This window comes from Singulisphaera acidiphila DSM 18658 (assembly GCF_000242455.2).
GTDB lineage: Bacteria > Planctomycetota > Planctomycetia > Isosphaerales > Isosphaeraceae > Singulisphaera > Singulisphaera acidiphila.
Window position 1 is genome coordinate 628,658 of the sequence record NC_019892.1, and the last position, 23,881, is coordinate 652,538.

Annotated in this window: 17 protein-coding genes; 6 read left to right on the forward strand and 11 right to left on the reverse strand. The window is 63.6% G+C overall.

The genetic code is table 11. The features are described 5' to 3' along the window. Window positions 1-358: 358 nt before the first annotated feature. Entirely contained in the window at window positions 359-2,467 is a 2,109-nt protein-coding gene (gene fusA, locus SINAC_RS02375) for an elongation factor G (protein ID WP_015244108.1), read from the reverse strand. A gap of 246 nt (window positions 2,468-2,713) precedes the next feature. Here fusA and SINAC_RS02380 point away from each other — a divergent pair, with 246 nt between their 5' ends. After that, entirely contained in the window at window positions 2,714-3,703 is a 990-nt protein-coding gene (locus tag SINAC_RS02380) for a serine hydrolase (protein ID WP_015244109.1), read from the forward strand. Window positions 3,704-3,815: 112 nt separating this feature from the next. On the opposite strand, the gene SINAC_RS02385 is transcribed toward SINAC_RS02380, so the two are convergent. Next, window positions 3,816-4,154, reverse strand: a complete 339-nt coding sequence (locus tag SINAC_RS02385) for a hypothetical protein (protein ID WP_015244110.1) — start codon at window positions 4,152-4,154, stop codon at window positions 3,816-3,818. Between the two features lie 271 nt (window positions 4,155-4,425). On the opposite strand from SINAC_RS02385, the gene SINAC_RS02390 reads away from it, so the two are divergent. Beyond that, window positions 4,426-5,622, forward strand: a complete 1,197-nt coding sequence (locus SINAC_RS02390) for a serine hydrolase domain-containing protein (RefSeq protein ID WP_015244111.1) — start codon at window positions 4,426-4,428, stop codon at window positions 5,620-5,622. 356 nt (window positions 5,623-5,978) lie between these two features. Here SINAC_RS02390 and rpsG read toward each other — a convergent pair whose 3' ends face one another. Together rpsG and rpsL are read right to left on the reverse strand one after the other, a co-directional pair. Further along, window positions 5,979-6,452, reverse strand: coding sequence for a 30S ribosomal protein S7 (rpsG, locus tag SINAC_RS02395; protein WP_015244112.1), 474 nt, complete (start codon window positions 6,450-6,452; stop codon window positions 5,979-5,981). Window positions 6,453-6,491: 39 nt separating this feature from the next. After that, window positions 6,492-6,887 carry a 30S ribosomal protein S12 gene (rpsL, locus tag SINAC_RS02400; protein ID WP_015244113.1) on the reverse strand — a complete coding sequence of 132 codons (396 nt, stop codon included), beginning with the start codon at window positions 6,885-6,887 and terminating at the stop codon, window positions 6,492-6,494. A 325-nt stretch (window positions 6,888-7,212) separates the two neighbouring features. On the opposite strand from rpsL, the gene SINAC_RS02405 reads away from it, so the two are divergent. The 4 genes from SINAC_RS02405 (at window position 7,213) to SINAC_RS02420 (ending at window position 11,305) form a co-directional block, all read left to right on the forward strand. Beyond that, complete coding sequence (locus SINAC_RS02405; protein ID WP_015244114.1) at window positions 7,213-7,458, forward strand: zinc ribbon domain-containing protein; 246 nt, start codon at window positions 7,213-7,215, stop codon at window positions 7,456-7,458. Between the two features lie 30 nt (window positions 7,459-7,488). After that, on the forward strand, window positions 7,489-8,649 hold the full coding sequence (locus SINAC_RS02410; RefSeq protein WP_015244115.1) for a glycosyltransferase family 4 protein: 1,161 nt from the start codon (window positions 7,489-7,491) through the stop codon (window positions 8,647-8,649). Window positions 8,650-8,676: 27 nt separating this feature from the next. Continuing rightward, window positions 8,677-9,003, forward strand: a complete 327-nt coding sequence (locus SINAC_RS02415) for a YnfA family protein (RefSeq protein ID WP_015244116.1) — start codon at window positions 8,677-8,679, stop codon at window positions 9,001-9,003. 112 nt (window positions 9,004-9,115) lie between these two features. Then, a complete protein-coding gene (locus SINAC_RS02420) occupies window positions 9,116-11,305 on the forward strand; it encodes a hypothetical protein (RefSeq protein WP_015244117.1) in 2,190 nt (729 codons plus the stop codon). Between the two features lie 55 nt (window positions 11,306-11,360). Here the strand turns inward: SINAC_RS02420 and SINAC_RS02425 are convergent, their stop codons facing one another. From SINAC_RS02425 to rplK, 7 genes are all read right to left on the reverse strand, one after another. Further along, window positions 11,361-11,996 (reverse strand): uracil-DNA glycosylase family protein, encoded by a 636-nt coding sequence (locus SINAC_RS02425; RefSeq protein WP_015244118.1) that lies wholly within the window; start codon window positions 11,994-11,996, stop codon window positions 11,361-11,363. 105 nt (window positions 11,997-12,101) lie between these two features. Further along, the gene (rpoC, locus tag SINAC_RS02430; RefSeq protein ID WP_015244119.1) at window positions 12,102-16,385 is read right to left on the reverse strand and encodes a DNA-directed RNA polymerase subunit beta'; all 4,284 of its coding nucleotides are present in this window, start codon (window positions 16,383-16,385) and stop codon (window positions 12,102-12,104) included. Between the two features lie 829 nt (window positions 16,386-17,214). Then, a complete protein-coding gene (gene rpoB / locus SINAC_RS02445; protein WP_015244121.1) occupies window positions 17,215-20,922 on the reverse strand; it encodes a DNA-directed RNA polymerase subunit beta in 3,708 nt (1,235 codons plus the stop codon). Between the two features lie 397 nt (window positions 20,923-21,319). Beyond that, entirely contained in the window at window positions 21,320-21,724 is a 405-nt protein-coding gene (gene rplL / locus SINAC_RS02450; RefSeq protein WP_015244122.1) for a 50S ribosomal protein L7/L12, read from the reverse strand. A 191-nt stretch (window positions 21,725-21,915) separates the two neighbouring features. Continuing rightward, on the reverse strand, window positions 21,916-22,500 hold the full coding sequence (rplJ, locus tag SINAC_RS02455; protein ID WP_015244123.1) for a 50S ribosomal protein L10: 585 nt from the start codon (window positions 22,498-22,500) through the stop codon (window positions 21,916-21,918). A 34-nt stretch (window positions 22,501-22,534) separates the two neighbouring features. Continuing rightward, a complete protein-coding gene (gene rplA, locus SINAC_RS02460) occupies window positions 22,535-23,212 on the reverse strand; it encodes a 50S ribosomal protein L1 (RefSeq protein ID WP_015244124.1) in 678 nt (225 codons plus the stop codon). Window positions 23,213-23,368: 156 nt separating this feature from the next. Continuing rightward, window positions 23,369-23,794: a 50S ribosomal protein L11 gene (rplK, locus tag SINAC_RS02465; protein WP_015244125.1), complete on the reverse strand. Its 426-nt coding sequence runs from the start codon at window positions 23,792-23,794 to the stop codon at window positions 23,369-23,371. Between the last annotated feature and the right edge of the window lie 87 nt (window positions 23,795-23,881).

The following is a 23,881-nucleotide window of genomic DNA, read 5'->3' on the forward strand; positions in this document are numbered from 1 at the left end:
GCAAGAGGACAATCGGGGGGTGGCCAGGACAACTTGTTGTCCGGGTGGCGCAGCCACAAGAGGTTCTCGAAAAGCCCCGTCGCCGAGCCTACTGCCTCAGCCCAAGCAACGCCTCTTGTCGCTGCGCGACCAAGGACAACAAGTTGTCCTGGCCACCCAAGAAGGCTTCCGAGTCTTTGAGTCCCGGGAGGGCCAGGCTTGAGAGGCCCCACTCCTGCCCCATGATTTCCGTGCGCCACTCGCAAGTAATTCGCTGTAGGTCAAGGTGTTCGAGACAATCACCCCCTGCCCTTGGCAGAGCGTTCGCGGCAAGATGCGAACGCTCTGGGGCGCCACCATCATTATCCCGTTGGCCGGCTCATCCGCCGGCGAGGCTTTCGAGCATGCTGTCGGGGGCGGCGGCGTACTCGAGTGGCTCCATGGAGTAGCTGGCGCGCCCTTGGGAGAGACTGCGGACGGCCGTGGAGTAGCCGAACATCTTTTCCAGCGGGGCGCGAGCCTCGACGACCATCAGCTTACCCCGGGTGAACGTCTTGTCGATCAGGGCGCGGCGGCTGGAGAGGTCGCCTGTGATGTTGCCCAGGTAATCTTCGGGGGTGACGACCTCGAGCTTCATGATCGGCTCGAGCAGGACGGCTCCCGCTTCCTGGACTGCCTTGCTTAAGGCGTCGGCCGCGGCGAATCGGAAGGCATGTTCATTGGAGTCGACGTCGTGGGTGTCGCCGTCGATCAAGGTCACCTTGAGGTCGACCAGGGGGAAGCCGGTCCGTCCTCCTGACTTGGCCTCCTCGCGGATCCCAGCCTCGATCGCGCCGAGGAACTCGCCCGGGATCACGCCCCCCTTGAGGCGATTGACGAAGGCGAGGACCGGAGCCCCCTTGGGCTGAGTTTCGGGTTCGAGGTCGATGGTCACCTTGGCGTAGAGCCCCGACCCGCCCGTCTGGCGGATGCAGACCCCTTGCACGCGCTTGACCGCCTTCTTGACGGTTTCGCGGTAGCTGACGCGAGGTCGGCCGACGTGGACCTTGAGCTTGAAGTCGCGGATCATCCGGTTCTTGAGGATCTCCAGGTGGAGTTCTCCCATCCCGGAGATCAGGGTCTGCCCGGTCTCTTCGTTGACCTTGTAGGAGAAGGTCGGGTCCTCGCGAGCCAGAGCCCCCAGGGTGTCGGCGAGCTTCCCCTTATCGGCCGAGCTGACCGGCTCGATGGACATGCTGATGACGGTTTCGGGGAACTCGATTTTCTCGAGCAGGATCGGGTGGGCGGAGTCGCAGAGGGTATCGCCGGTGACCGAATCCTTGAGGCCGACCACGCCGACGATGTCGCCCGACTCGGCCCGTTCGACCTTCTCGCGGTCGTCCGCGCGGATGTGGTAGAGCCGCGAGCAGTTCTCCTTCTTGTCGCGTCCGGGGTTATAGACCCGGCTCCCCGACTTCAGTTCGCCCGAGTAGATCCGCACGAACGAGAGGTCGCCGTGCTGGTCGTTCGTGATCTTGAAGACGAGCCCGCAGAACGGTTCGTCGGGACTTGGCTTGCGGACGACCTCGGTCCCCTTCTTGGGATGGTGTCCGACGACGGGCGGCCGGTCGAGTGGGCTGGGAAGATAGGCCGAGACCGCGTTCAGGAGCTGCTGGACCCCCACATACTTGAAGCTCGAGCCACAGAGGACCGGCTGCGCCCGCCCGGTCAGGGTCGCTCGGCGGAGGCCGGCGATGATCTGCTCCTGGGTCAGCTCGGCCCCTTCGAGGTGGGCCATGTAGGCTTCGGCGAACGGCTCGTCGAAGTCGGCCAGCGAGTCGACCATGCGCTCGCGCCAGAGCTGGGCATTGGGGAGCAGGTCCTCGGGGATTTCTCCCTCGGTGAAGGTCGAGCCGAGATCCTCCGTCTTGAAATGGAGGGCCTTCATCGTGATCAGGTCGATCAGGCCCTGGAATTCGCCCATCGTCCCTTCGGGGCCGGCGCCGATGGGGATCTGGAGCGGGATCGGGTGGCTTTCGAGTCGGTCCTGGATCTCGGTGAAGACGCGGTCGAACTCCGCGCCGATGCGGTCCATCTTGTTGATGAAGCAGAGGCGAGGGACGTGGTACTTGGTCGCCTGCCGCCAGACGGTCTCGCTCTGCGCCTCGACCCCTTCGACGGCCGAGAAGATGACCACCGCGCCGTCGAGGACTCGGAGTGACCGCTCGACCTCGGCTGTGAAGTCGACGTGGCCGGGGGTGTCGATGATGTTGATCGTCACGTCTTTCCAGCGGCAGGTGATGGCCGCGGCGACGATCGTGATCCCGCGTTCGCGTTCTTCTTCGAGGTAGTCGGTCGTCGTGGACCCCTTGTCCACGTCCCCCATCCGATGGATCTCACCCGTGTAATAGAGGATCCGCTCGGTCGTGGTCGTCTTGCCGGCGTCGATGTGCGCAATGATGCCGATGTTTCGGATCGATTGCAGGTGCGCTGGGTCGCTGCTGTCCATGGTGGCTATCCGTTGCGTTGCGTAAGAAAACGGGCAGGGAGCCGGGTCGGGTGGGTTTCGAGTCGACAACACTCTAGCTTAACGTGGATGAGGTCAAAACACAGCGCAAGTCACGAACCGAGGTGGACTGCCCTTCGGTTTTTCAATCTGAAGACGCGGGCATCCCATACCGCCGTAACCTCATTCCGGAGTAATCTGGGCTGTCGAGTCGTCGGCTTGAATCTTCGACCTTTGGGATGCCCCTCAATGCGACCTTGCCGATTCTCCCACCTCGTTTCCGCAATTCTCCACCTCATGCCCGCTCATCATGACATGAAGGGTCGATGGAGGGTTGCCGGCCTCTTTCTTGGCTGCTTCTGGTTCGCCCTGATGTCCCCTCACCGGGTTCCCGGCGCGGAACCGGGTCAATCACCGAAGCTCGAGGAGCTGGAACGAACGATCCGAACCCTCGTCGAGGGGGCCGGTGACGTGGCGGTGGCTTATTGCAGGCTGTCCGATGGTGAGCAAGTCTTCATCAAGGGGGATGAGCGATTCCACCCGGCCAGCACGATGAAGGTGCCGGTCATGATGGAGGTCTTCCGCCAGGCTGAGGAGGGAACGCTGGCCCTGGATGGTCGGATCAGGCTCAAGAATGAGTTCGAGAGCATCGCCGACGGCAGCCGGTACTCTCTCAACGTTGCGGACGACTCCGAGACGACGCTCTACCGCCACCTGGGTGACGAGCGGACCGTCCGCGATCTGGTCCGGCTGATGATTACTGAGAGCAGCAACCTGGCCACGAACCTCTTGATCGAGCGAGTGACGGCGGCCCGCGTCTCGGAGCTGATGAAGTCGATGGGGGCGGGAGACGTTCGCGTCTTGCGTGGGGTCGAGGACAACCGCGCGTTTCAACGCGGCCTGAACAACGAGACGACGGCTCGCGGCCTGGCGACGATTTTTCGGCAACTGGCCGCGCGTCGGGTCGTCTCGGCCAAGGCGTCGGAGGAGATGCTGGCGATTCTCCGCGACCAGAAGTTTAACGAGGGAATTCCGGCGGGTCTTCCCGCTGGGGTCCCGGTGGCTCACAAGACGGGGTGGATCACGGCCATCTCCCACGACGCGGCGATCGTCGAACCAGGAGGCCGCTCGCCGTATGTCCTGATCGTGTTGACGCGCGGGATCAAGGACCCCGCGAAGGCTCACGAACTCATCGCGCGGGTTTCTCGTGCGGTTTACGAGCACACACTCGGCCAATAACCCGATCGGCGGTTCACGAACAAGAGGCGAGAGGGGCTGGTTCGAACCAACCCCCTTGCCTCATTCTTGATCTCAGCGCTTCAGTGGCGCCTGGGTTCGTTCGCAGCTTATCTCACCAGCGACGGCCGCCACCGCCGTACCAGCCACGGTAGCCGCCGGGATTGCCGTAATAGGCCCGGGGGCCGAAAGGCCGAGGGGGGGCGTAGAAGCCGGGGCGGCCGTAGGCGTAAGGCAACGGCCTGACGGGAACCGGGCGGTACACAGGCGTGAGAGGTACGACCGGCGCGATGGGGGCATAGCTCGGGTAAGCGGCGTACGGAGTGCCCAGGCCGACGGTCACTCCGGGGGTGCTGACCACGAGTTGGGCGTTGGCGTTCTCGGCACCGGCGGACGCCAGGCCGCCCAGGGCCACGAGGGTTGTCAGGGTTAGGGTGCGCAGTCTCGGTCGCATCGTTCACTCCTCCGCGAAAGGCCGAGAACCCGTCGGAGTCCAATTCCGAAGGTAAGTCCCGGCTTTGGGGACACCAACTTTAGAGAATCCACTCCTTGGATTTCAAGGCCGGGCCAGGGTCGGCAAACGTGCACGCCTCGACCTTGATTGCCCTGAGTCCAGGTCCCTGACACTGTTCTCTTCCCTTGAATACGGTGAAAATGGGTCGAGTGTGAGTGTTTCGTGTAAGAGTTCGAAAATAAGATCTTCTGAATCTGTAAAAGGGGGAGCCATGGTCAAACGTAGAGCCTTTTTGGGTGAAGTGACGCTGGGAATTGCGGCGTACGGGGCCAGTGTGGGCCGTGTCTTCGCCGCGCAAGCGGCGGGGGACAAACCGGCGCCTTCGTCATCCACTTCTCCCGTCGAAGAACCCGCGGTCCCTCGCGCGAGTGAGGCGATTGACCGAGTGCTCGCCCCGATTCGCGAGCAGTATCACCTCCCTGGCCTGGTCGGGGGTTTGGTCCAGGGCGATCGGCTCGAGTCGATCGGTGTCGCGGGTGTCCGCAAGCTTGGCTCCCCTGCCCTGTTCCGGGTGACCGATCAGGTCCACATCGGCTCGGACACCAAGGCGATGACCGCCACGATGATCGGCTCGCTCGTCGACGAGGGGAAACTGAGCTGGGGGGCGACCTTTGCCGAGGTCTTTCCCGATCAAGCGAAGAAGATGGACGCCGGTTTTCGGGGGGTGACGCTCTGGGATCTCCTGACCCACCGCGCTGGCCTGCCGGCGAACAGTTCGTGGTGGCTGCTCGGCGCGAAGCGGTCGACGACCGAACAGCGGCGAGTCCTCATGGCCGCGATGCTCCAGAACGCCCCGTTAACCAAGCCAGGAACGAAGTTCGCCTATTCGAACGTCGGCTACGCGTTGGCCGGGCTGATGGCCGAACAAGTCACGGGGCAGTCGTGGGAAACCCTGATGCGGAAGCGGCTCTTCGAACCGCTCAAGATGACCTCGGCGGGGTTCGGACCTCCAGGGACGAAGGGAGAGGTTGACCAGCCCTGGGGCCATGAACCGAACGGGAAGAGTTTTCAACCGCAACAGAAGGACAATGTCCCCGCGATGGGGCCTGCCGGGACGGTTCACTGCACGCTCGCCGATTGGGCCCAGTTCGCCATCCTCCATTTGCAGGCCGCGCGAGGGAAGCCTCGGCTGCTCAAGGCGGCGACGTTCGAGAAGCTTCAAACCCCTCCAGCCGGCGCCGAGTACGCCGGGGGTTGGCTGGTCATCGATCGTCCCTGGGCGGGGGGCCCTGCCCTGACACACTCGGGAAGCAATACGATGTGGTACGCCACGCTCTGGATCGCCCCGAAACGCGATTTCGCCGTCCTGGCCGCGACAAACGCCGGCGGCGAGGAGGCAAGCAAAGCGTGCGACGCGGCGATCACAGGGCTCATCGAGCACCATCGTCGGCTTGGACATGGCGTCTAACCCGGATATTTCATCCGATCACCGAATAAATTGGTTGCACCTGGGTGCCACGGGTTGTACCCAACCCGTGAGCCAAAAACCGGGGCTATCGCTCACGGGTTGGGTACAACCCGTGGCACCCAATAGTGATTGCATCACTCCGGTCGCCCGTCAGATCAATCCAAGAAAACCAAGACCAACGGCTTAGGAAGCGGCTTGGGCGTGATGGAGAACCCATCGAGTTGAATGCGGCGGCGACGGATCACTTTGCGTGGTTCTTCGCTCCAAGGCAATAAAAAACCCGGGCGCTCGTCGATGAAGGACGAGGCCCGGGGCGTTGATTCTTCGAGCGTTGCACCGACGTCTGGCTGAGTTACTTACCAGGCGAAGTGGGCGAACGCCTTGTTGGCGTCGGCCATGCGGTGAACGTTCTCGCGGCGGGTGATGGCGGCACCGTCACGGTTGTAGGCGGCGACCAGCTCGTCGGCGAGTTTGATGGCCATCGGGCGGCCTTTTTTCTCGCGGGCGGCCATCAGGATCCAGCGGATCGAGAGGGTCTGCTGGCGGACCTTGTTGACCTGCATCGGCACCTGGTAGGTGGCACCACCGACGCGCTTCGAGCGAACCTCGATGATCGGCTTGACGTTCTCGACGGCGCGGCTGAACACATCGATCGGGTTATCGTTGGGCAGGCGCCGTTCGATGAGTTCCATGGCGTTGTAGAACACCTTCTGCGCGACGCTCTTCTTGCCGTCGTGCATCAGGCAGTTAATGAACTTGCTGGCCAACTTCGAGCCGAAACGAGGATCGGGGCGGAGCTGCGCCTTGCTGGCGGTAAACTTGCGGGACATGCGCGTTCGTCCTGGGGATACCTGAAGGTCGTTTGTGTATTACTTCTTCTTTTTGGCCGGCGCGGCAGCTTTGGCGGGAGCTCCGTACTTGGAGCGGGCTTGTTTACGGTCAGCCACGCCGAGGCTGTCGAGGACGCCGCGGACGATGTGGTAGCGGACACCCGGCAAGTCGCGAACACGTCCACCCCGGACCAGCACAATCGAGTGCTCTTGAAGGTTGTGACCTTCACCGGGAATGTACGCCGTGATTTCTTTGCCGTTCGAGAGGCGAACGCGCGCTACTTTACGGAGCGCTGAGTTCGGCTTCTTGGGGGTCATCGTCTTGACCTGGAGGCAGACCCCGCGTTTGAACGCGCAACCTTCGAGCACCGGCGACTTGGTCTTGTAGACCACCGGCCTGCGTGGCTTACGGACGAGCTGGTTGATCGTGGGCATGAGTCGATTGTTCCATTCTTCCCGGCCGGTCACTCCCTTGCCGGGGTCGATCCTGTCGCGGGGATGGTGCTCTAGCGCATTTGAACAGGTCCGTGCACCGAACCGCTGCGCAAGGCGAAGCTATGGCCGGACAACGGCGAAGCAAGTAGTGTAACGCCTTACTTCCGCCTGTCAAGATGAGTCAGCACAATCATGCGGTGCGATCGGGAGCGCTTGCCCAGTCGAGCGGGGGCTGCTTCGCTGCCGTCACACCGGCACCGGGACGGGCGAACGAATTGACAGGGGGAGTCCCCCTGCCCTACGATTTGCGGCCGGGAGATGCTGCATGTTTGACCGCGACTATGAAGCCGAACTCGACGACTCGGAGTATCCCGAGGAGCCGAATGACGACGACGATGACACGATTCCCTGCCCGCACTGCGGCCTGTCGGTCTATGAGGAGGCGGAGCGTTGCCTTTACTGTGGCCACTACCTCTCGGTGGAGGATGCCCCGAGGCGTTACCCCTGGTGGTTCGTCCTGGGCTTTCTGCTGAGCATGGTCGTTGTGCTGGGATGGATCTGGCGATGGTGACGCCGAACTCTGCCAGGAGGAACGGCGGACATGGTGGATGAACTCGAGCCGGGGTCGGCTCCGATGCGGGTCGCTCTGGTCTACGACATGGATGCCTGCCGGGGGCCGACCGGCGTGACCCGCCATGCCTTGGCCCAGTTGGAGCGGTTGGCGAAGCGGCCGGAGGTTGCCCTGACCGTGGTCTCGGGCCGGATCAGCGAGCCCGACGGCCTGGTCTATTGGGAGAGCCTGGGAGACCTCTCGCGCCGGGAGCTGCCGGTGCGGACTCGCGACGCCCTGCGGTGGTGGCGGCTCGCCTCCTGGCCTCCGGTCGAACTCTGGTCCCATGAGGTCGACTGGGTCTATTGCCCGTCCGAGTATGCGGTGCCCACCCGGAAGGCGCGACGGGCCGTGACCTGCCACGACGTTTTGCAGAACCTCCGGAGCCACCCGAAGTTTCGCCCTCGGCTGGCGCAGACCTTTGGTCAGGCCGACCTGATCCTCTCCGTCTCCCGGTTCAACACCGAGCAACTCCTGGAAGCCTTCCCCGAATGCCAGGGGCGGGTGGAGTACGTTCCCAACGGTGCGGAGGACCTCTTCTTTGAACCGGCGACCGAGTCCGAGCGGGCCGCGGTTCGCGTTGACCTGGAGCTGCCTCGCGGCGTCCCCTACTTGATCTCGGTGGCCAACTTCCAGCCTCGGAAGAATCTGGTCCGTCTCGTTCGGGCCGCGGGACGGCTGCCCGAGGTGGTCCGTGGCGACCTGGCGCTGGTGCTCCTGGGAACAGGCTCGGATTCCGAGGCCCGGCTTGTGCGCGAGGCGATCACGGCGCTCGGTCCTCGTGCCCTGGTGCGGATGCCGGGCTACCGTCAGGGCAAGATGCTGCGCGCAGCGTACGCCGAGGCCACGGCCCTGGTCTTCCCCTCGCTCTGCGAGAGCTTTGGCATTCCGGCCGTCGAGGCCATGGCGCAAGGCATTCCGGTGGCCCTGGCCGACTCGACCGCCCTCCCTGAGATCGGCGGCGCTGCGGCCTGGTACTTTGACCCTGAAAACGAAGAGTCGCTCCTGGCCGCCCTTCGCGATCTTCTCGATCAGTCCGACGAACGGACCCGCCGCGCCTTGCTCGGCCGCGAGATCGCCGAGTCCTACCGCTGGCAGGCCGCCAATGACTTGTTGGTTCATGCCCTGGCATCACGCCGCGGTTCCCACTGACGACGCAAAAAGAAATGGGGCCGGGCCGTGAAATCATTCTTCTGGTATGGACTCGCCGCTCTCGGGGAGATTGCGGGCTGCTTCGCCTTCTGGGCCTGGCTCAGGAATCAGAAGAGCCCTTGGTTGGTCGTTCCCGGTATCGTGGCGCTCGTCCTGTTCGCGCTTGCGTTGACTCGCATCGAGGCGAGTCACGCGGGCCGGGCCTATGCCGCTTATGGCGGCATCTATATTGCCTCATCCCTCGCCTGGCTCTGGGCCGTCGAGGGGATGCGTCCCGACCGGTGGGACCTTGCCGGAGCCGGCCTCTGCCTGGTCGGAATGGCCGTCATCTTGTTCGGTCCGAGAGCCGGTTAGGCCGCCACGGAGCGTGTGGCGCCGCCGATCCGAGGAGCCTGAAATTCAAAGGGATCCTTGGCATTCCTGCCATCGTAAGCATGGTCTTTTGATCTTGGCGGACCCTCTCATTATGATCGCAATCGCTGCCTTATTCATGGCGTTGTCGCAGGCCTCTCTCCAGGGAGGCAGGGACGATGCCGGTGGCTTGGTCTTCTCGCAAGCGGAGCGTTTGAGCACGCTGACGTTTTGCTGCGCCAGGGACAACGACCTGTTCCAGAGCCTGGTGCAAGGAGGAGCCAACCCGGCTCGCTTTGATTCGGTCGATGAGGCGATCGATCGTGCCGGGCGCGGTACGGGAGTCCTCGTGCTGGCCGACCGATATCCCTCGGAGCGGACGGTTCTGGGGCCGGAACCGTTGGAGAAAGCGAAGACGAAGCAGTTGAGGCTGTTCCTCGAGTATCCCCGGTCGCTTCCCGGCATTGAGCTTGGCGAGCCGCGCGGGATCGGTTGGGAACGCGCGGTCGTTGCTGCTGAGGCGGAAGATTGGGGGCTGCCGAAGCTACGGATCCTGGCGGTTCACGACTGCCGCTTTCTGCCCACCACGTCCACCAACCCGGTTCTGGTCGTGGCACGTGTGGCCGGGTTCGACACCGCCCTCTATGGACTGCCGCAGGAGCGGTTTCCCTTGCTCTTCACGTCGAGCGACGGGTTTCTGGTCGCCACCACCAAGCTCAGCGGCTTCGTCACCGCCCGGTATGCCCACTCCGAAGACTGGATGGCTCTGTGGCGGCAGATCCTCGCCAAGCTCGACCCGGCCGGAGCTCCGCATAAGCTGGTGGTCAAGCCGACGGTACGACCGGCTCTTGGCAAAGACGAGCCGCTGCCGGCCGACGCCTCGGAAGCGGCCTTCGAGCGATTTGTCGGCTGGTTCGAGAAATCGCGACTCTTGGTTCCTGCCGCGAGGGAACCTCAGGTTCGCGAGTTGCTGACTGCGGGGGTCGAAACGATCGAGCCGCCAGCCCCCGGCGGGATGTCGGGGGACGGTTCCCTGGGAATCTTGGAGGGTTATTCCTCACAGATTCGGCCGGATGGCAGCCAGTTGCAGCGAACACCCTTGCGTGCCGATTGCCAGGCCGAGTCGGCCTCGGTCCTGGCGCTCCACGCTCTGCTCAAAGGCGATGCGCGGAGCCGAGCGGTTGCCCATAACCTTCTCGACTACTTGTACGTCACGTCCGAGTTGCACCGAGGCGAGCGCGGTGATCCGAACCATCCGGCGTTCGGGCTCATCGCCTGGGGGGCGATCTCACCCGCCTGGCAGATTGGCAACTATGGCGATGACAACGCACGAACTCTGCTCGCCACCCTGTTGGCGACCGCGAGTCTCGAGTCCGACAAGTGGGACGCCTCGATTCTGAAAGCCTTGCTGGCCAACCTGCGAACGACCGGGAAGTTGGGATTTCGAGGCGATCGCGTCGACGTCCCGGCCTTGGAACAGAAGGGATGGAAGGCGTACTACGATGCCCAACCGGTGAATTATGCCCCTGTTTTCGAAGCCTACCTGTGGGCCTGTAATCTCTGGGCGTTCGCAAGGACCGGTGAACGCGAGTTTCTTGAGAAGAGCAAGACAGCCATTCGCATGACCATGGCCCAATACCCCAGCGGTTGGCGGTTCGGGGATTATTCGGAACGGGCGAGGATGTTGCTCCCCTTGGCCTGGCTGGTTCGGGTGGAGGACACCGAGGAACACCGCCATTGGCTCAAACAAGTGGCCAACGACCTGGTCAAGAACCAGCACGCTTGCGGCGCAATTCCCGAACGCTTTAGCGGCATGGGCGGTGGCCACTATGTCGTCCCTGCCTCCAACGAGGCTTACGGCACGACTGAGACGCCACTCATTCAGAAGAATGGCGACCCCGTCAGCGATCAGCTCTATACCACCGGGTTCGCCCTCCTCGGGCTGCACGAGGCGGTCGCGGCCACCGGGGACGCTGAACTCAAGCAGGCCGAAGACCGCCTGGCGGAATACCTGGTCCGGATCCAGGTCCGTTCCGACACGATCCCGTACCTTGATGGGGCCTGGTTTCGTGCCTTCGACTACGGCCGTTGGGATTTCTGGGCCAGCTCGGCCGACATCGGCTGGGGCGCCTGGTGCGTGGAAAGCGGCTGGGGACAAACATGGACCGCCGCCACGCTGGCTCTCCGGCTCAAGCACACTTCTCTCTGGGAATTGACCTCGACCTCAAAAATCAAACAGCAACTCCCCGAAGTCCAAAAACTGATGTCGGTGAACCAGGGAGCACCCTGGAAGAAAGGGCTTTGAAACAGCGGAGCGTGCCAAGCCGTTCCGCTCGAACTCAGAGGTCCAACTCGTCGACTCAGCTTCGGAGCCGCCCCATGGCGCGTCCGACGGCGGCGACGTTCTCGGCCTCATTGAGCCAGCGGCTGACCCCCGAAGGATGAGGGAGCGGCAGGTATCGGACGCCGTCCCGGAAGGTCGCCGTGCCCACGACGGCGGTGAGTGAAGGGACCCGGCCGAGGAAAGTGCGGATGGCGAGGAGGCCGACCAGAAGCACGACTGCGGGTTTGAGGACCGTGAACTGGTCGTCGAGCCAGGGGCGGCAAAGTGCCTGCTCGGCCGGTGAGGGGACGCGGTCGCCACGGGCGCCGGGGAGTCGGCCCGGGTAGCAGCGGGTGACGGCGCTGAAGTGGATCTTCCGCCAAAAGTCCTCGCGTGGGATGCCGCCGAGCTCGAACCAGAGGCGGAGCTTCTCTCCTGCGGCTCCGGCGAAGGGCACATTCTCGAGGTTGGCCCGCAGGCCGGGGGCCTGGCCAATCAGCAGGATCCGGGGCACAGGGGCACCGGGCTCAGGGTCGCGGGCGATCGGGACCGACGCGGCCTCGACGAGATAGCCGGCGCGGTGACAGAGGCGGCAGGAGCGGAGCCGGGTATTGAACGCCAACACCGCAGCACGCTGCTTGGCTTCGGATTGGGCTGTGGGGGAAGGTCGCATGGAGTCTGCGCGCGTTGCGAGTGAAATGCCAACGGCCCACACCCCCGAGAGGAGGTGAGGGCCGTTGGTGGAACCACCGTGATTACGTGACGAAGCGGGCGAGGATTACTCGCTCGCCTTGCCGGCGGCCGCAGGGGCAGCCGCCGCAGGGCTGGGCGTCTCGTCGCGAGGATAGCGGCTGTAGCCGGGACCCTTCTCGGCGAGCGCCTCGAGCGCCTCGGGTCGGATGCGGACTTCGGCGTCCTGGTGGGACTTGAAGCCGGTTCCGGCCGGGACGAGGTGGCCGAGGATGACGTTTTCTTTCAGGCCGACGAGGTAGTCGACCTTGCCCGCAAGCGCGGCCTCGGTCAGCACCTTGGTCGTTTCCTGGAAGCTGGCCGCCGAGATGAAGCTGTCCGACTGCACGGCTGCCTTGGTGATCCCGAGGAGCTGGGTGCTCGCGGCGGCCGGCTTGGGACGGATCCACTCGGCTTTCTTGCCGCTGGCCGTTTCGACCCGGAGGTTTTCCTGGTCGAAGTGGTCGCGGGGAACGATGTCGCCCTGGCGGAAGTCGCTCTCGCCCGGGTCCTTGACCTTGACGCAGGTCATCAACTCGAGGTTCTTGCCCCGGAAATCGAACTTGTCGATGACCGAGCCCGGCAGCAAGCCGGTATCACCGACGCTTTCGACGCGGACCTTGCGGAGCATCTGGGCGACGATGATCTCGAGGTGTTTGTCGTCGATTTCGACACGCTGGGAACGGTAGACGTTCTGAATCTCGCGGAGGAGGTAGCGCTGAACCGCCTCCTCGCCCGAGATCCGGAGGATGTCGTGCGGCACCAGCGGCCCTTCGACCAGGGCGTCGCCGGCCCGGACCCGGTCGCCACCGTGAACTCGAAGGTACTTACCGTGCGGCACCAGGTGCTCGCGCTCGATGCCGCTCTCGTTCTTGACGATGATCGTCCGCTTACCGCGGCGCTTCTCGTCCAGCAGTTCGACGCGGCCGTCGATCTCGGCGATGACCGCCGGCTCCTTGGGTCGCCGGGCCTCGAACAGCTCGGTGACTCGCGGGAGACCACCGGTGATGTCCTGGGTACCACCCACCTCTCGCGGCGTCTTGGCCAGCAAGGTACCCGCAGTGATCTGGGCTCCTTGCTGAACTTCGATACCGGCCCCTTCGGGGATGTAGTTGTAGGCGAGGATGTGCCCTTCGGCGTCCTCGATGAGGATCTGCGGGTGCAGGTCCCCCTTGTGCTCCATGATCGTCCGCCGGGTGTGGCCCGAGGGGTCGATCTCGATTCGCATCGTCTCGTTTTCGATGACGTCTTCGTAGCGGACCTTACCGCCGACTTCCGCGAGAATCGGGATGTTGTGCGGGTCCCACTCGCAGAGCATCGTGCCACGGGCGACCGTTGAGCCGTCCTCGACGAGCATGGCGGCACCGTCGGGCACGTCGTACTTCTCGAGCTCGCGGCCCTTGGGGTCGAGGATCTGGATTTCGCCGTTTCGCGAGAGGGCGATCTTCTTCCCTTCGTCGTTGGTCACCAGGTTGATGCCGACGTACTTGATCTTCCCTTCCCGCTTGCTCTTGACGTCCTTCTCTTCGACGCCGCGGGTGGCCACGCCGCCGATGTGGAAGGTACGCATGGTGAGCTGGGTGCCCGGCTCGCCGATCGACTGAGCGGCGATGATCCCGACGGCCATGCCCGGCTCGACGAGCTGGCCGGTCGCCAGGTCCATTCCGTAGCAGCGGCGGCAGATCCCGAGGGTTGCCTCGCAGGTCATCGGGCTGCGGACCTGGATCTTCTCGATCTGCATGTCCTCGAGCTTCTTGGCCGCGGCCACCGTGATCATATCGTTTTCCTTCACCACGATCTCGTCGGTGATGGGGTTCACGATGTTGACCCGGCTGACTCGGCCTCGAATCGACTGGACGAGGCTGACCTCGACCTTTTCGCCCTTGTAGATGACGCCCTTGGTGATCCCCTGGGAGGTGCCGCAGTCTTCCATCGTGATCACGACGTTCTGCGCCACGTCGGCCAGCTTACGGGTCAGGTAACCCGAGTCGGCCGTCTTCAAGGCCGTGTCGGCCAAGCCCTTTCGAGCCCCGTGGGTCGAGCTGAAGTACTCGAGCACCGAGAGGCCTTCGCGGAAGTTGGCCTTGATCGGGGTCTCGATGATCTTGCCCGAGGGCTTGGCCATCAGACCTCGCATCCCGGCGAGCTGGCGAATCTGCTCGACGCCACCACGAGCACCCGAGTCGGCCATCAGGAAGATCGGGTTCAGGTAGACCTGGCCGTTGCGGACGTCGTGACGGAGCTGCTCCATCATCTCGTTCGTAATCCGCTCACGAGCGTGGGTCCAGGCGTCGAGGACCTTGTTATACCGCTCCTGCTCCGTGATGATTCCGCGCTGATAGAGCTTGGCGGCCTTGGCCACTTCCTTCTCGGTCTCCGAGAGGATCGCGTCCTTGGTCATCGGGGTCTTGAGGTCGTCGGTGGCGAACGACAGGCCCGAGCGTGTCGATTCGCGGAACCCGAGGTCCTTCATGTTGTCGAGCAGGTTGATCGTCTCGGCTCGGCCGAGGATCTGGTAGCAGTCGGCGATGATCCCTTGGAGCTGCTTCTGACCCAGGGCCGTGTTGTAGTACGGCATCTTGGGGTGAAGGATGTCGTTGAAGATCACCCGACCGGTGGTGGTCTTGATGACCATGCCGGGGGTGAATTCCTTCTCGCCGTCCCCTCGCAGTTTCTTGTGAACCGGGAGGCGGAGATTGATCATCGCATGGACGCCGACCTTCTTCTGACTGAAGGCGAGGAAGACCTCGTTGGCGCTGGAGAAGGTCATCCCTTCGCCGGGCTCGCCGGGGCGCTGCACCGTCACATAGTACGACCCCATGACGATGTCCTGGGTCGGGCTGATGATCGGGTTGCCGTTGGCGGGGCTGAAGATGTTGTTGGTCGACATCATCAGCGTCATCGCCTCGACCTGCGCTTCGATGGAGAGGGGCAAGTGGACGGCCATCTGGTCGCCGTCGAAGTCGGCGTTGAACCCTTTACAGACGAGCGGGTGGATCCGGATCGCGTTACCTTCGACCAGGACCGGCTCGAACGCCTGAATTCCCATGCGGTGCAGGGTCGGGGCTCGGTTGAGCAAGACCGGGTGGTTGTGGATCACCTCTTCGAGGATATCCCACACCTCTTCGACCTTGCGCTCAAGCATCTTCTTGGCCGATTTGATCGTGTCGGCGTGACCCAGCTCCTTGAGCCGGCGGATGATGAACGGCTGGAACAGCTCCAGGGCGATCTTCTTGGGAAGGCCGCACTGGTGGAGCCGGAGGTCGGGGCCGACGACGATCACCGAGCGGGCCGAGTAGTCCACGCGCTTGCCGAGCAAGTTTTCGCGGAACCGACCCTGCTTACCCTTGATCATGTCGGTCAACGACTTCAACGGCCGGTTGCTCGAGCCGAGCACGGGCCGCTTGCAGCGGTTGTTGTCGAACAGGGCGTCGACCGCCTGCTGGAGCATCCGCTTCTCGTTGCGGATGATGACCTCGGGCGCGTTCAGGTCGACCAGCTTCTTGAGCCGGTTGTTCCGGTTGATGATGCGCCGGTAGAGGTCGTTCAAGTCGCTGGTGGCGAAGTTGCCCGAGTCGAGCAAGACCAAGGGGCGCAAGTCCGGCGGGATGACCGGGATGCACTCGAGGACCATCCACTCGGGTCGGTTGTCGCTATCGCGGAGCGCCTCGACGACCTTCAGCCGCTTGGTCAGGTCCTTGGTCTTCTGCTTGCTCGAGGTTTCGCCGAGCTCGGTCCGCAGTTGCTTGGAGAGGCTGACCAGGTCGAGCCGGGCCAGGAGTTTGCGGACGGCGTCGGCCCCCATGTCGGCCTGGAAGGTGTCGCCGAACATCTCGCGCGACTTGCGGAAGTCTTCCTCGGTGAGGAGCTGCCGTTCCTTCAAGGGGGTGTCACCGGGGTCGATGACGACGTAATCCTGGAAGTAGATGATGCGTTCGAGGCTGGACGTCTTCATGTCCAGCAGGGTCCCCAAGCGACTGGGCATCGCCTTGAAGAACCAGATGTGGACGACCGGCGCGGCCAGCTCGATGTGGCCCATCCGCTTGCGGCGGACCCGCGAGTGCGTGACTTTCACGCCGCAGCGGTCGCAGATCATCCCCTTGTACTTCATGCCGCGGTACTTACCGCAGGCGCATTCCCAGTCTTTCTCGGGTCCGAAAATTCGCTCGCAGAAGAGGCCGTCCTTTTCGGGGCGGTAGGTCCGGTAGTTGATCGTTTCCGGCTTCTTGACCTCGCCGAAGGACCAACTCCGGATGTCGTACGGGCTGGCCAGCCCGATCTTGACGGCGCCGTAATCATTGATACGATCGTAGGCACTTTCGCCCATGCTCACGGGACACTCTCCTCTGCACGCGCTCAAGCCGTGCCGAAGCGGGGTTGTTTCGGGGGAAAGTCACAATTCAGCGGTCGCTCAAGCGATCGGTTCGGATTCCCAAATCCCAAGTCGCGGGCATCGACCAAAAAAAGATCCGCGGGCCGATCCCCTCTCACGTTCCCGGAACAGGAGAGGACGCCGCGGTTCAGCCGGTCATCCGAGACCGAAGGTGCCACGCCGGCCTTCCTCCTTCGCCGGATGCAGAAAACTCCAAGATTCAAGCCCAATGGACCTCAAAACAAGGCGGGAGCGCAGCCCTTGACAACGTCGGGCCGGCCGCCGATGGAGTCGCTTCTTGTTGATGGTAGCCGATCTTAACATAGATTCCAAGAAAATTCTGCTTGACAAGGGCATTATTCGGGGAACCGCCCTGGAAAGGAGGAGACGCTCGTCCTCGATCGAACCAAGGGGGACCACGGCATCGTCTTCGTCCCCTCGCGGCCTTGCAAGAAGCCCTTTGGTGTCATGATCGTTGACCTTTGCATCTCCATCCCGTCCGACATGGGCTCGTTGAGTGAGCCGGAGGTTGGCAAGTGTTCTCGCGCGGCCCAAGGTTCGATCGGGGCGGTTCCTGACGGATTGTCGAGGGATTCCATCGATCGGAAGCAGACCGGGGCACGCTTGTTGCTTGGCCCCGACTCCCTCGCCCTGATGTTCCTGACAAGCAACAAACGCCCACTCATGAGCGATTGGCCAGAGGAATGACAGCCGGGGCAAGGCGACCCTTGCCCCGGCGCTCCATTTCTCTGCGAACCATCCGGACGACGACGACCGAACCGGGCATCGCTCAGATCCGCTTCTTCTCGAGCTGCATGTTGAGCCCGAGGCCGCGGATCTCGTTGGTCAAGACGTCGAAGCTCGCGGGAGTGCCGGCCTCGAGGGTATTCTCCCCCTTGACCATCGACTCGTAGATCTTCGTACGCCCTTCAACGTCGTCGCTCTTGACCGTCAGCAGTTCTTGGAGGATGTAGGCGGCTCCGTAAGCCTCGAGCGCCCACACTTCCATTTCACCGAACCGCTGGCCGCCGAACCGTGCTTTACCACCCAACGGCTGTTGGGTGATCAAGGAGTACGGGCCGGTGGCACGAGCGTGGATCTTGTCATCGACCAAGTGGTGAAGCTTGAGCATGTAGAGATACCCAACCGTCACACGCTGGTCGAACTGCTCGCCGGTGCGGCCGTCGAAGAGAAGGGCCTTGCCGTTCTCGGGCAGGCCGGCGTCTTTGAGGCACTGGCGAATCGTGTCTTCGCTGGCACCGTCGAAGACGGGGCAGATCGCCTGGAACCCGAGCTTGGCGGCGGCCCAGCCCAAGTGGGTCTCAAGGATCTGACCGACGTTCATACGGCTGGGAACGCCCAGCGGGTTCAGCAGGATCTCGACCGGAGTACCGTCGGGCAGGTACGGCATATCCTCTTCGGGGAGGATCTTGGCGATCACCCCCTTGTTGCCGTGCCGACCGGCCATCTTGTCGCCGACCGAGATCACCCGCTTGGTTGCGATGTAGATCTTGACCATCTGGAGCACGCCCGAGGGGAGCTCGTCGCCCCGCTTCAGGCTATTCAGCCGGCGGTCCTTCTCGTCTCGCAACGCTTCGATTCGCGGGGCGTACTGGCGAACGACCTTCCGCGCTTCGGCGGCCCGTTCGGGACTACGGAGGTCGAGTGCTTCGAGCTTGAACCGCTCGCTCTCCTCAGCCAGAATCTTCGGGTCCTTTTCGCGGCCCAACGGCTTGCCGGTGGACGGGTCGAGGACCGGTCCGTCGACGGCCTCTTCCAGAGCCTTGATGAGCTGCTTGTACTCTTCCGAGATCTTGACGTTCTCGACCTGCTCGGTGTCCTTGAGCTCCTTCTCGAAGACTTTGCGTTCGTCTTCGTTGAGGCTCATCCGTCGGCTGAACCGCTGGGTGTTGATCACGATCCCTTCGACGCCCGAGGGGACTTCCAGCGAGTCATTCTTGACGTCTTCACCGGCCCGGCCGAAGATCGCGTGGAGCAGCTTCTCTTCGGGGGTCAGCTCGCTCTTGGACTTCGGCGCCACTTTGCCCACCAGGATTTCGCCCGGTTTGACATAGGTGCCGATCCGCACGATCCCGTTCTCGTCCAGGTTCCGCAGCGCCTTCTCCGAGACGTTGGGGATGTCGCGGGTGAACTCCTCGCGCCCCAGCTTGGTCTCGCGGATCTCGATCTCGAACTCTTCGATATGGATCGACGTGTAGACGTCTTCCTTCACGAGGCGTTCGCTGATGATGATCGCGTCTTCGAAGTTGTAGCCGTCCCAGGCCATGAACCCGACCAGGACGTTGCGGCCCAGGGCCAGCTCGCCCAGGTAGGTCGCGGCGCCGTCGGCCAGGATCTGCCCCTTCTTGACCTGCTGCCCGGGCTCGACGACCGGCTTCTGGTTCAGGCAGGTCCGTTCGTTGAGGCCGACGTACTTGCGGAGCTTGTAGATCTGGTTGTGGTCGATGATGATCCGCGACGAGTCGACGTAGGTCACCGTGCCGTCGGCCGGTGCCTTGACGATCATCCCCGAGTTCATGGCGACCGAGCGCTCCAGGCCCGTGGCCACGATCGGCGGTTCGGCCACCAGGAGCGGGACTGCCTGCCGTTGCATGTTCGAGCCCATCAACGCCCGGTTGGCGTCGTCGTGCTCGAGGAACGGGATCAGACCGGCCGACACTCCCACCATCTGCTTCGGCGAGATGTCCATGAACTGGACTTGGTCGACGGGGATGGTGTGGAAGTCGGTCTGGTACCGGGCGATGACGCTTGGCCCCTTGAGCTTGCCCGAGTCTTCGGTGGGGGCGTCAGCCGGGGCGAGGTAAGCTTCGCTCTCCTCGTCGGCCCGCATCCAGACGACGTTCTCGGTGCGGTGCCCGTGCGAAATCTGCCGGTAGGGGGTGACGAGGAAGCCGTACTCGTCGACGCCGCCGTAGATCCCCAACGAGCTGATCAGACCGATGTTCGTTCCTTCCGGAGTTTCGATCGGGCAGATACGGCCGTAGTGGGAAATATGGACGTCGCGGACCTCGAAGCCCGCTCGTTTCCGGTTCAAACCACCAGGGCCGAGGGCCGAGAGTCGGCGCTCGTGGGTGAGCTGAGCCAGCGGGTTGGTCTGGTCAACAACCTGGGAGAGCTCGCCGCGCCCGAAGAAGTACTCGATCGCCGCGCTGATGCTCTTGGGGTTGATCAAGGAGCGCGGGGTCATGTCCTCGGCGTCTTTGAGGCTCATCCGCTCCTGGACGGTGCGGCGGAGCTTGAGGAACCCCTTGCGGAGTTCGTCGGCCGCCAGCTCGTCGATGGTGCGGAGGCGGCGGTTGCCCAGGTGGTCGATATCGTCGACCTGCCCTTTGCCCTTGCGGAGGTTGAGGATGTACCGGATCGCGTTGACGTAGTCCTCGGGATCCAGAGTCATCTGGTCTTCGGGGATCGTCTGGCTGAACTTCCGGTTGATCCGGAACCGGCCGACCTTGCCCAGGCGGTAGCGGTTGGTGTCGAAGAACTTCTCGTGGAAGAGTTCTTTGGCCTTCTCGAGCTGCGGGGGGTTGCCCGGTCGAAGCCGCTGGTAGATCCGGAGCAAGGCGCTTTCGTGGTCGGTCGTCGGGTCTTCCTGGAGCGACTGAAGGATCAGCGGATCCTTCGCTTCCTTGAGTACCAGGACCGGGCCGAGGCTGGCGTCGGCCAGGACTTGGGCCGAGGTCTTGGAGATGGTCGTGCCGCTCTCGATCAAGACTTCGCCGGTGGCCGGGTCGACGATGTCGCCGCAGGCGATTCGCCCTTCGAGCAGGGTGGCGGCTGTGCTGTCGCCGGTATCGACCGACTCGGGCTCGTAGAAGGAGGAGAGGATTGCCTCGTCGGATGAGAATTGTGGGCTCATCGCGCGGAGGAGCGTCATCGCCGAGAACTTGCCCGACTGGTCGATCCGGACGCCGAGCGTCTCTTTCTTGGTGACTTGGAGCTCGATCCAGCTTCCCCGTTCGGGGATGATCCGGCAGGCGTGGAGCTTACGGTCGCCCGCCTCGATCTCGACGACGAAGTCGACGCCCGGTGAGCGGTGGAGCTGGCTGACGACGACGCGCTCGGCGCCGTTGATGATGAACTCACCGCCGCCGATCATGATCGGCATATCGCCGAGGTAGACCGACTCTTCGATGGCGGCTTCCCCCTTGTTGAGGCGGAGCCAGACGTGGAGCGGGCGGCCGTAGGTCAGGCGGAGCTGGCGGCACTCGTCGGGTTCGTAGCGCGGTTTGCCCAGGTCGAACTTGATGTATTCCAGCTTCAGTGTTTTGTCGTAGCTCTCGATCGGGAAGATTTCCCGGAAGACCCCTTCGAGGCCGCTGTCGGCCCGCTCTTCGGCGATGATGTCGGCCTGAAGGAATCGCTCATAGCTGCGGGTCTGAATCTCGGTCAGGTCCGGAACCGGGAACACGTCGTAGATCTTGCCGAAATTCTTTTGTGTGGGCGGAGTGATCCGACGTACGGTGGTCGCGGTGGGCATATCGTCGCGCTCCTCAAGGGGAGATGGGTGGGCGCGGGCCGTCGGCCGGTCCGACTGGGCGTTTCGAAGGGTCGCCGGTCTCGACCTTCCCATGAGGAGGTCGTGCCGACCTGCCCGCGCGCCGAGACACCCCGGCGATCGGCCTGAAGGCCGCCACCGGGGCGATTCGAGCAGTTCGAGGGAGCGGCGGGCGTCTTGCACGCGGCTTGAGGCCGGGCAAGGCGTCGTCGCGAACAGAAACGACGGGGTTCGTCACGAGACGTTTCGGTCCAGGTCAATTTGGCCCTCGTCTCATCCATGTCATTGAGGACGCCAGGAGACGGGGGACACCGTCTCCTGGTTCTCAGCATGTCCTGGAGTGCGAAAGCGATCCCGGATTCCGTCGGTCCGAGGCGGATTACTTGATCTTGACCGTGGCGCCGGCCTCTTCGAGCTCCTTCTTGAGCTTCTCGGCGTCTTCCTTGGAGATGGCCGTCTTGATCGCCTTGGGGGCGGCCTCGACGGCATCCTTGGCCTCTTTCAGGCCCAGGCCGGTCGCAGCGCGGACGACCTTGATGACGTTGATCTTGTTGGCGCCGAACGCTTCCAGGACCACGTCGAACTCGGTCTGAGCCGCAGCGGCTTCAACCGGGGCGGCGGCAGCGGCGGGACCCGCGACGACAGCGGCAGCGGCCGGCTTGATGCCGTGAACTTCTTCCAGGTAGTCGCCCAGGGCCTTGGCTTCCAGGACGGTCAGCTTGACGATCGAGTCGCCCAGGGTCTTGATGTTGTCGGCGAAGGTCGCGGTCTCGGCGGTGGACATGAGTCGTGAGGTCCTTTCCTTTACGCAGCTTCGGCGAGGGCGGTTGCCCCCGGCGTCGTAGAGTGTCGAATACCAAAAAAGGCGGATGAATGCGGATCAAAAAGGCGCCATCGTCCCCCGGCACCACGCCGGAGACGTCCTCCTCGGAGGACCCTTGGCAAGAGGGTGAGCGCTTTGGCAGTGCAGTCGGCTCAGCCCTCCGCCTCAGCGGCGGGTGCTTCGGCGGCAGGTGCCTCAGCGTCGGCGGCCTCGGCCTCGCCTTCCGGCGCGCCTTCGGACAGGGTTTTCAGTTGGCTCAAGAGTCCGCTGGCCGGAGCGTTGGCCAACGACACCACCCGCTGGGCAGGCGACATGGCCATCGCCGCCACGCGGCCGATCAAGGCCTCGCGGCTGGGCAGCTTGGTGATGTCCTCGACCTGCGACGGGCCGATGACGACGCCATCAACTGCCCCCCCCTTGATCTCGGGCTTCTTCAGCGCCTTGACCTGGGTGGAGATCTCCTTGGCCAGTTCGGCGACCCCATCGCCTCCCCAAACGGCGACCGACGGCCCTTCCAGGAACTGGGCCAGACCGTCCATCCCCATCTCAGAGAAGATCCGGCGGGCGAGCGTGTTCTTGAGGGTCCGGATCTTGATCGACTTCTTGCGCAGGTCGCGGCGGAACTGGTGTTCGGCGACCGCGCCCAGTCCTTTGAGGTCCAAGATCAGGACCGAACGGCTGCCGTCCAGATCGGTCCTCAACTGGTCCATCATCAATTCTTTGACGTATTTACTCATGATCGCGTCGCTGCCTCGCTGGGGCGGTTGCCGGTCACGCCAGGACCCGGATACCCGGGCTCATGGTGGCCGAGATGGTGACCGAGCGGAGGTAAGTCCCCTTAGCGGCCGCCGGCTTGACCGTCTGGAGGTGCTTCAGGAATGCCGTGATGTTCTCGAGAAGCTGGGCGTCGGTGAAGTTCAGCTTGCCGACCGGGGCGGCGACGTTGCCCCCCTTGTCGTTGCGGAACTCAATCTTGCCCGCCTTGAACTCGCGGACCGCCGAGCTGATGTCGGTGGCCACGGTGCCCGAGCGCGGCGAGGGCATCAAGCCGCGAGGACCGAGCAATCGACCCAGCGGACCGACGACACCCATCATGTCGGGTGTGGCCAGCGCGACGTCGAAGTCCAAGAACCCGCCCTTGATCTTGGCGGCGAGGTCGTCCCCACCCACGATGTCTGCGCCGGCGGCTGTGGCCTTCTCGGCGTTATCACCCTGGGCGAACACGGCGACCCGGACGTTCTTGCCGATCCCGTGCGGGAGGGCGACCGAGCCACGGACGTTCTGGTCGCTCTGGCGCGGGTCGATCCCCAGGTTGGTCGATACTTCGACCGTCTGGATGAACTTCGTCGTGCCGAAGGTCTTCAAATGTCGGATCGCATCCTCGAGAGGGACCGGATCTTCGGTCACCTTCTCGCGCAAGGCGCGATAGCGTTTCGACTGACTAGGCAAGTTCGCGCTCCTTTCCGGAGGGCTGCCGCCGTACCGTCACCCGATCGCGTCACGATCGGGCTTCCCCAAGGGCGGGCGGTCGCGCCAAGGGGGGCCGGGGACCGAGAATTTCCCGCCCCGAGCCGAGAGTTCACTTGGTCTGGAGAGGAGTCGGCCTCAACCCTTGATCTCGATCCCCATGCTGCGCGCTGTGCCCGCGATGATTCGGCAGGCGTGCTCGATGTCACGAGCATTGAGGTCGGCGATCTTGGTTTCGGCGATCTTCTTGACTTGTTCGGCGGTCACGCTGCCGACTTTCGTCTTGTGCGGCTCGGCCGACCCGGAGGCAACGCCGGCCGTCTGCTTGAGCAGAACGGCGGCGGGCGGGCTCTTGGTGATAAACTCGAACGAGCGATCGGAGTAGATCGTGATCTCGACCGGGATCGTCGTCCCCTTCATGTCCTTCGTTCGGTCGTTGAACTGCATCACGAACTGACCGATGTTGACACCATGCTGGCCAAGGGCCGGCCCGACCGGAGGCGCGGGGGTCGCCTGCCCGCCCGGACACTGGAGCTTCACCTTCGCCGTCATCACCTTGGCCATCGTCGTCTCCCGTCGGGTCCATTAAGGGATCACAGCGGCTCTGGGATGGTGGTCGATCTCACCCATCCCGCACACTGTGACCCGTGG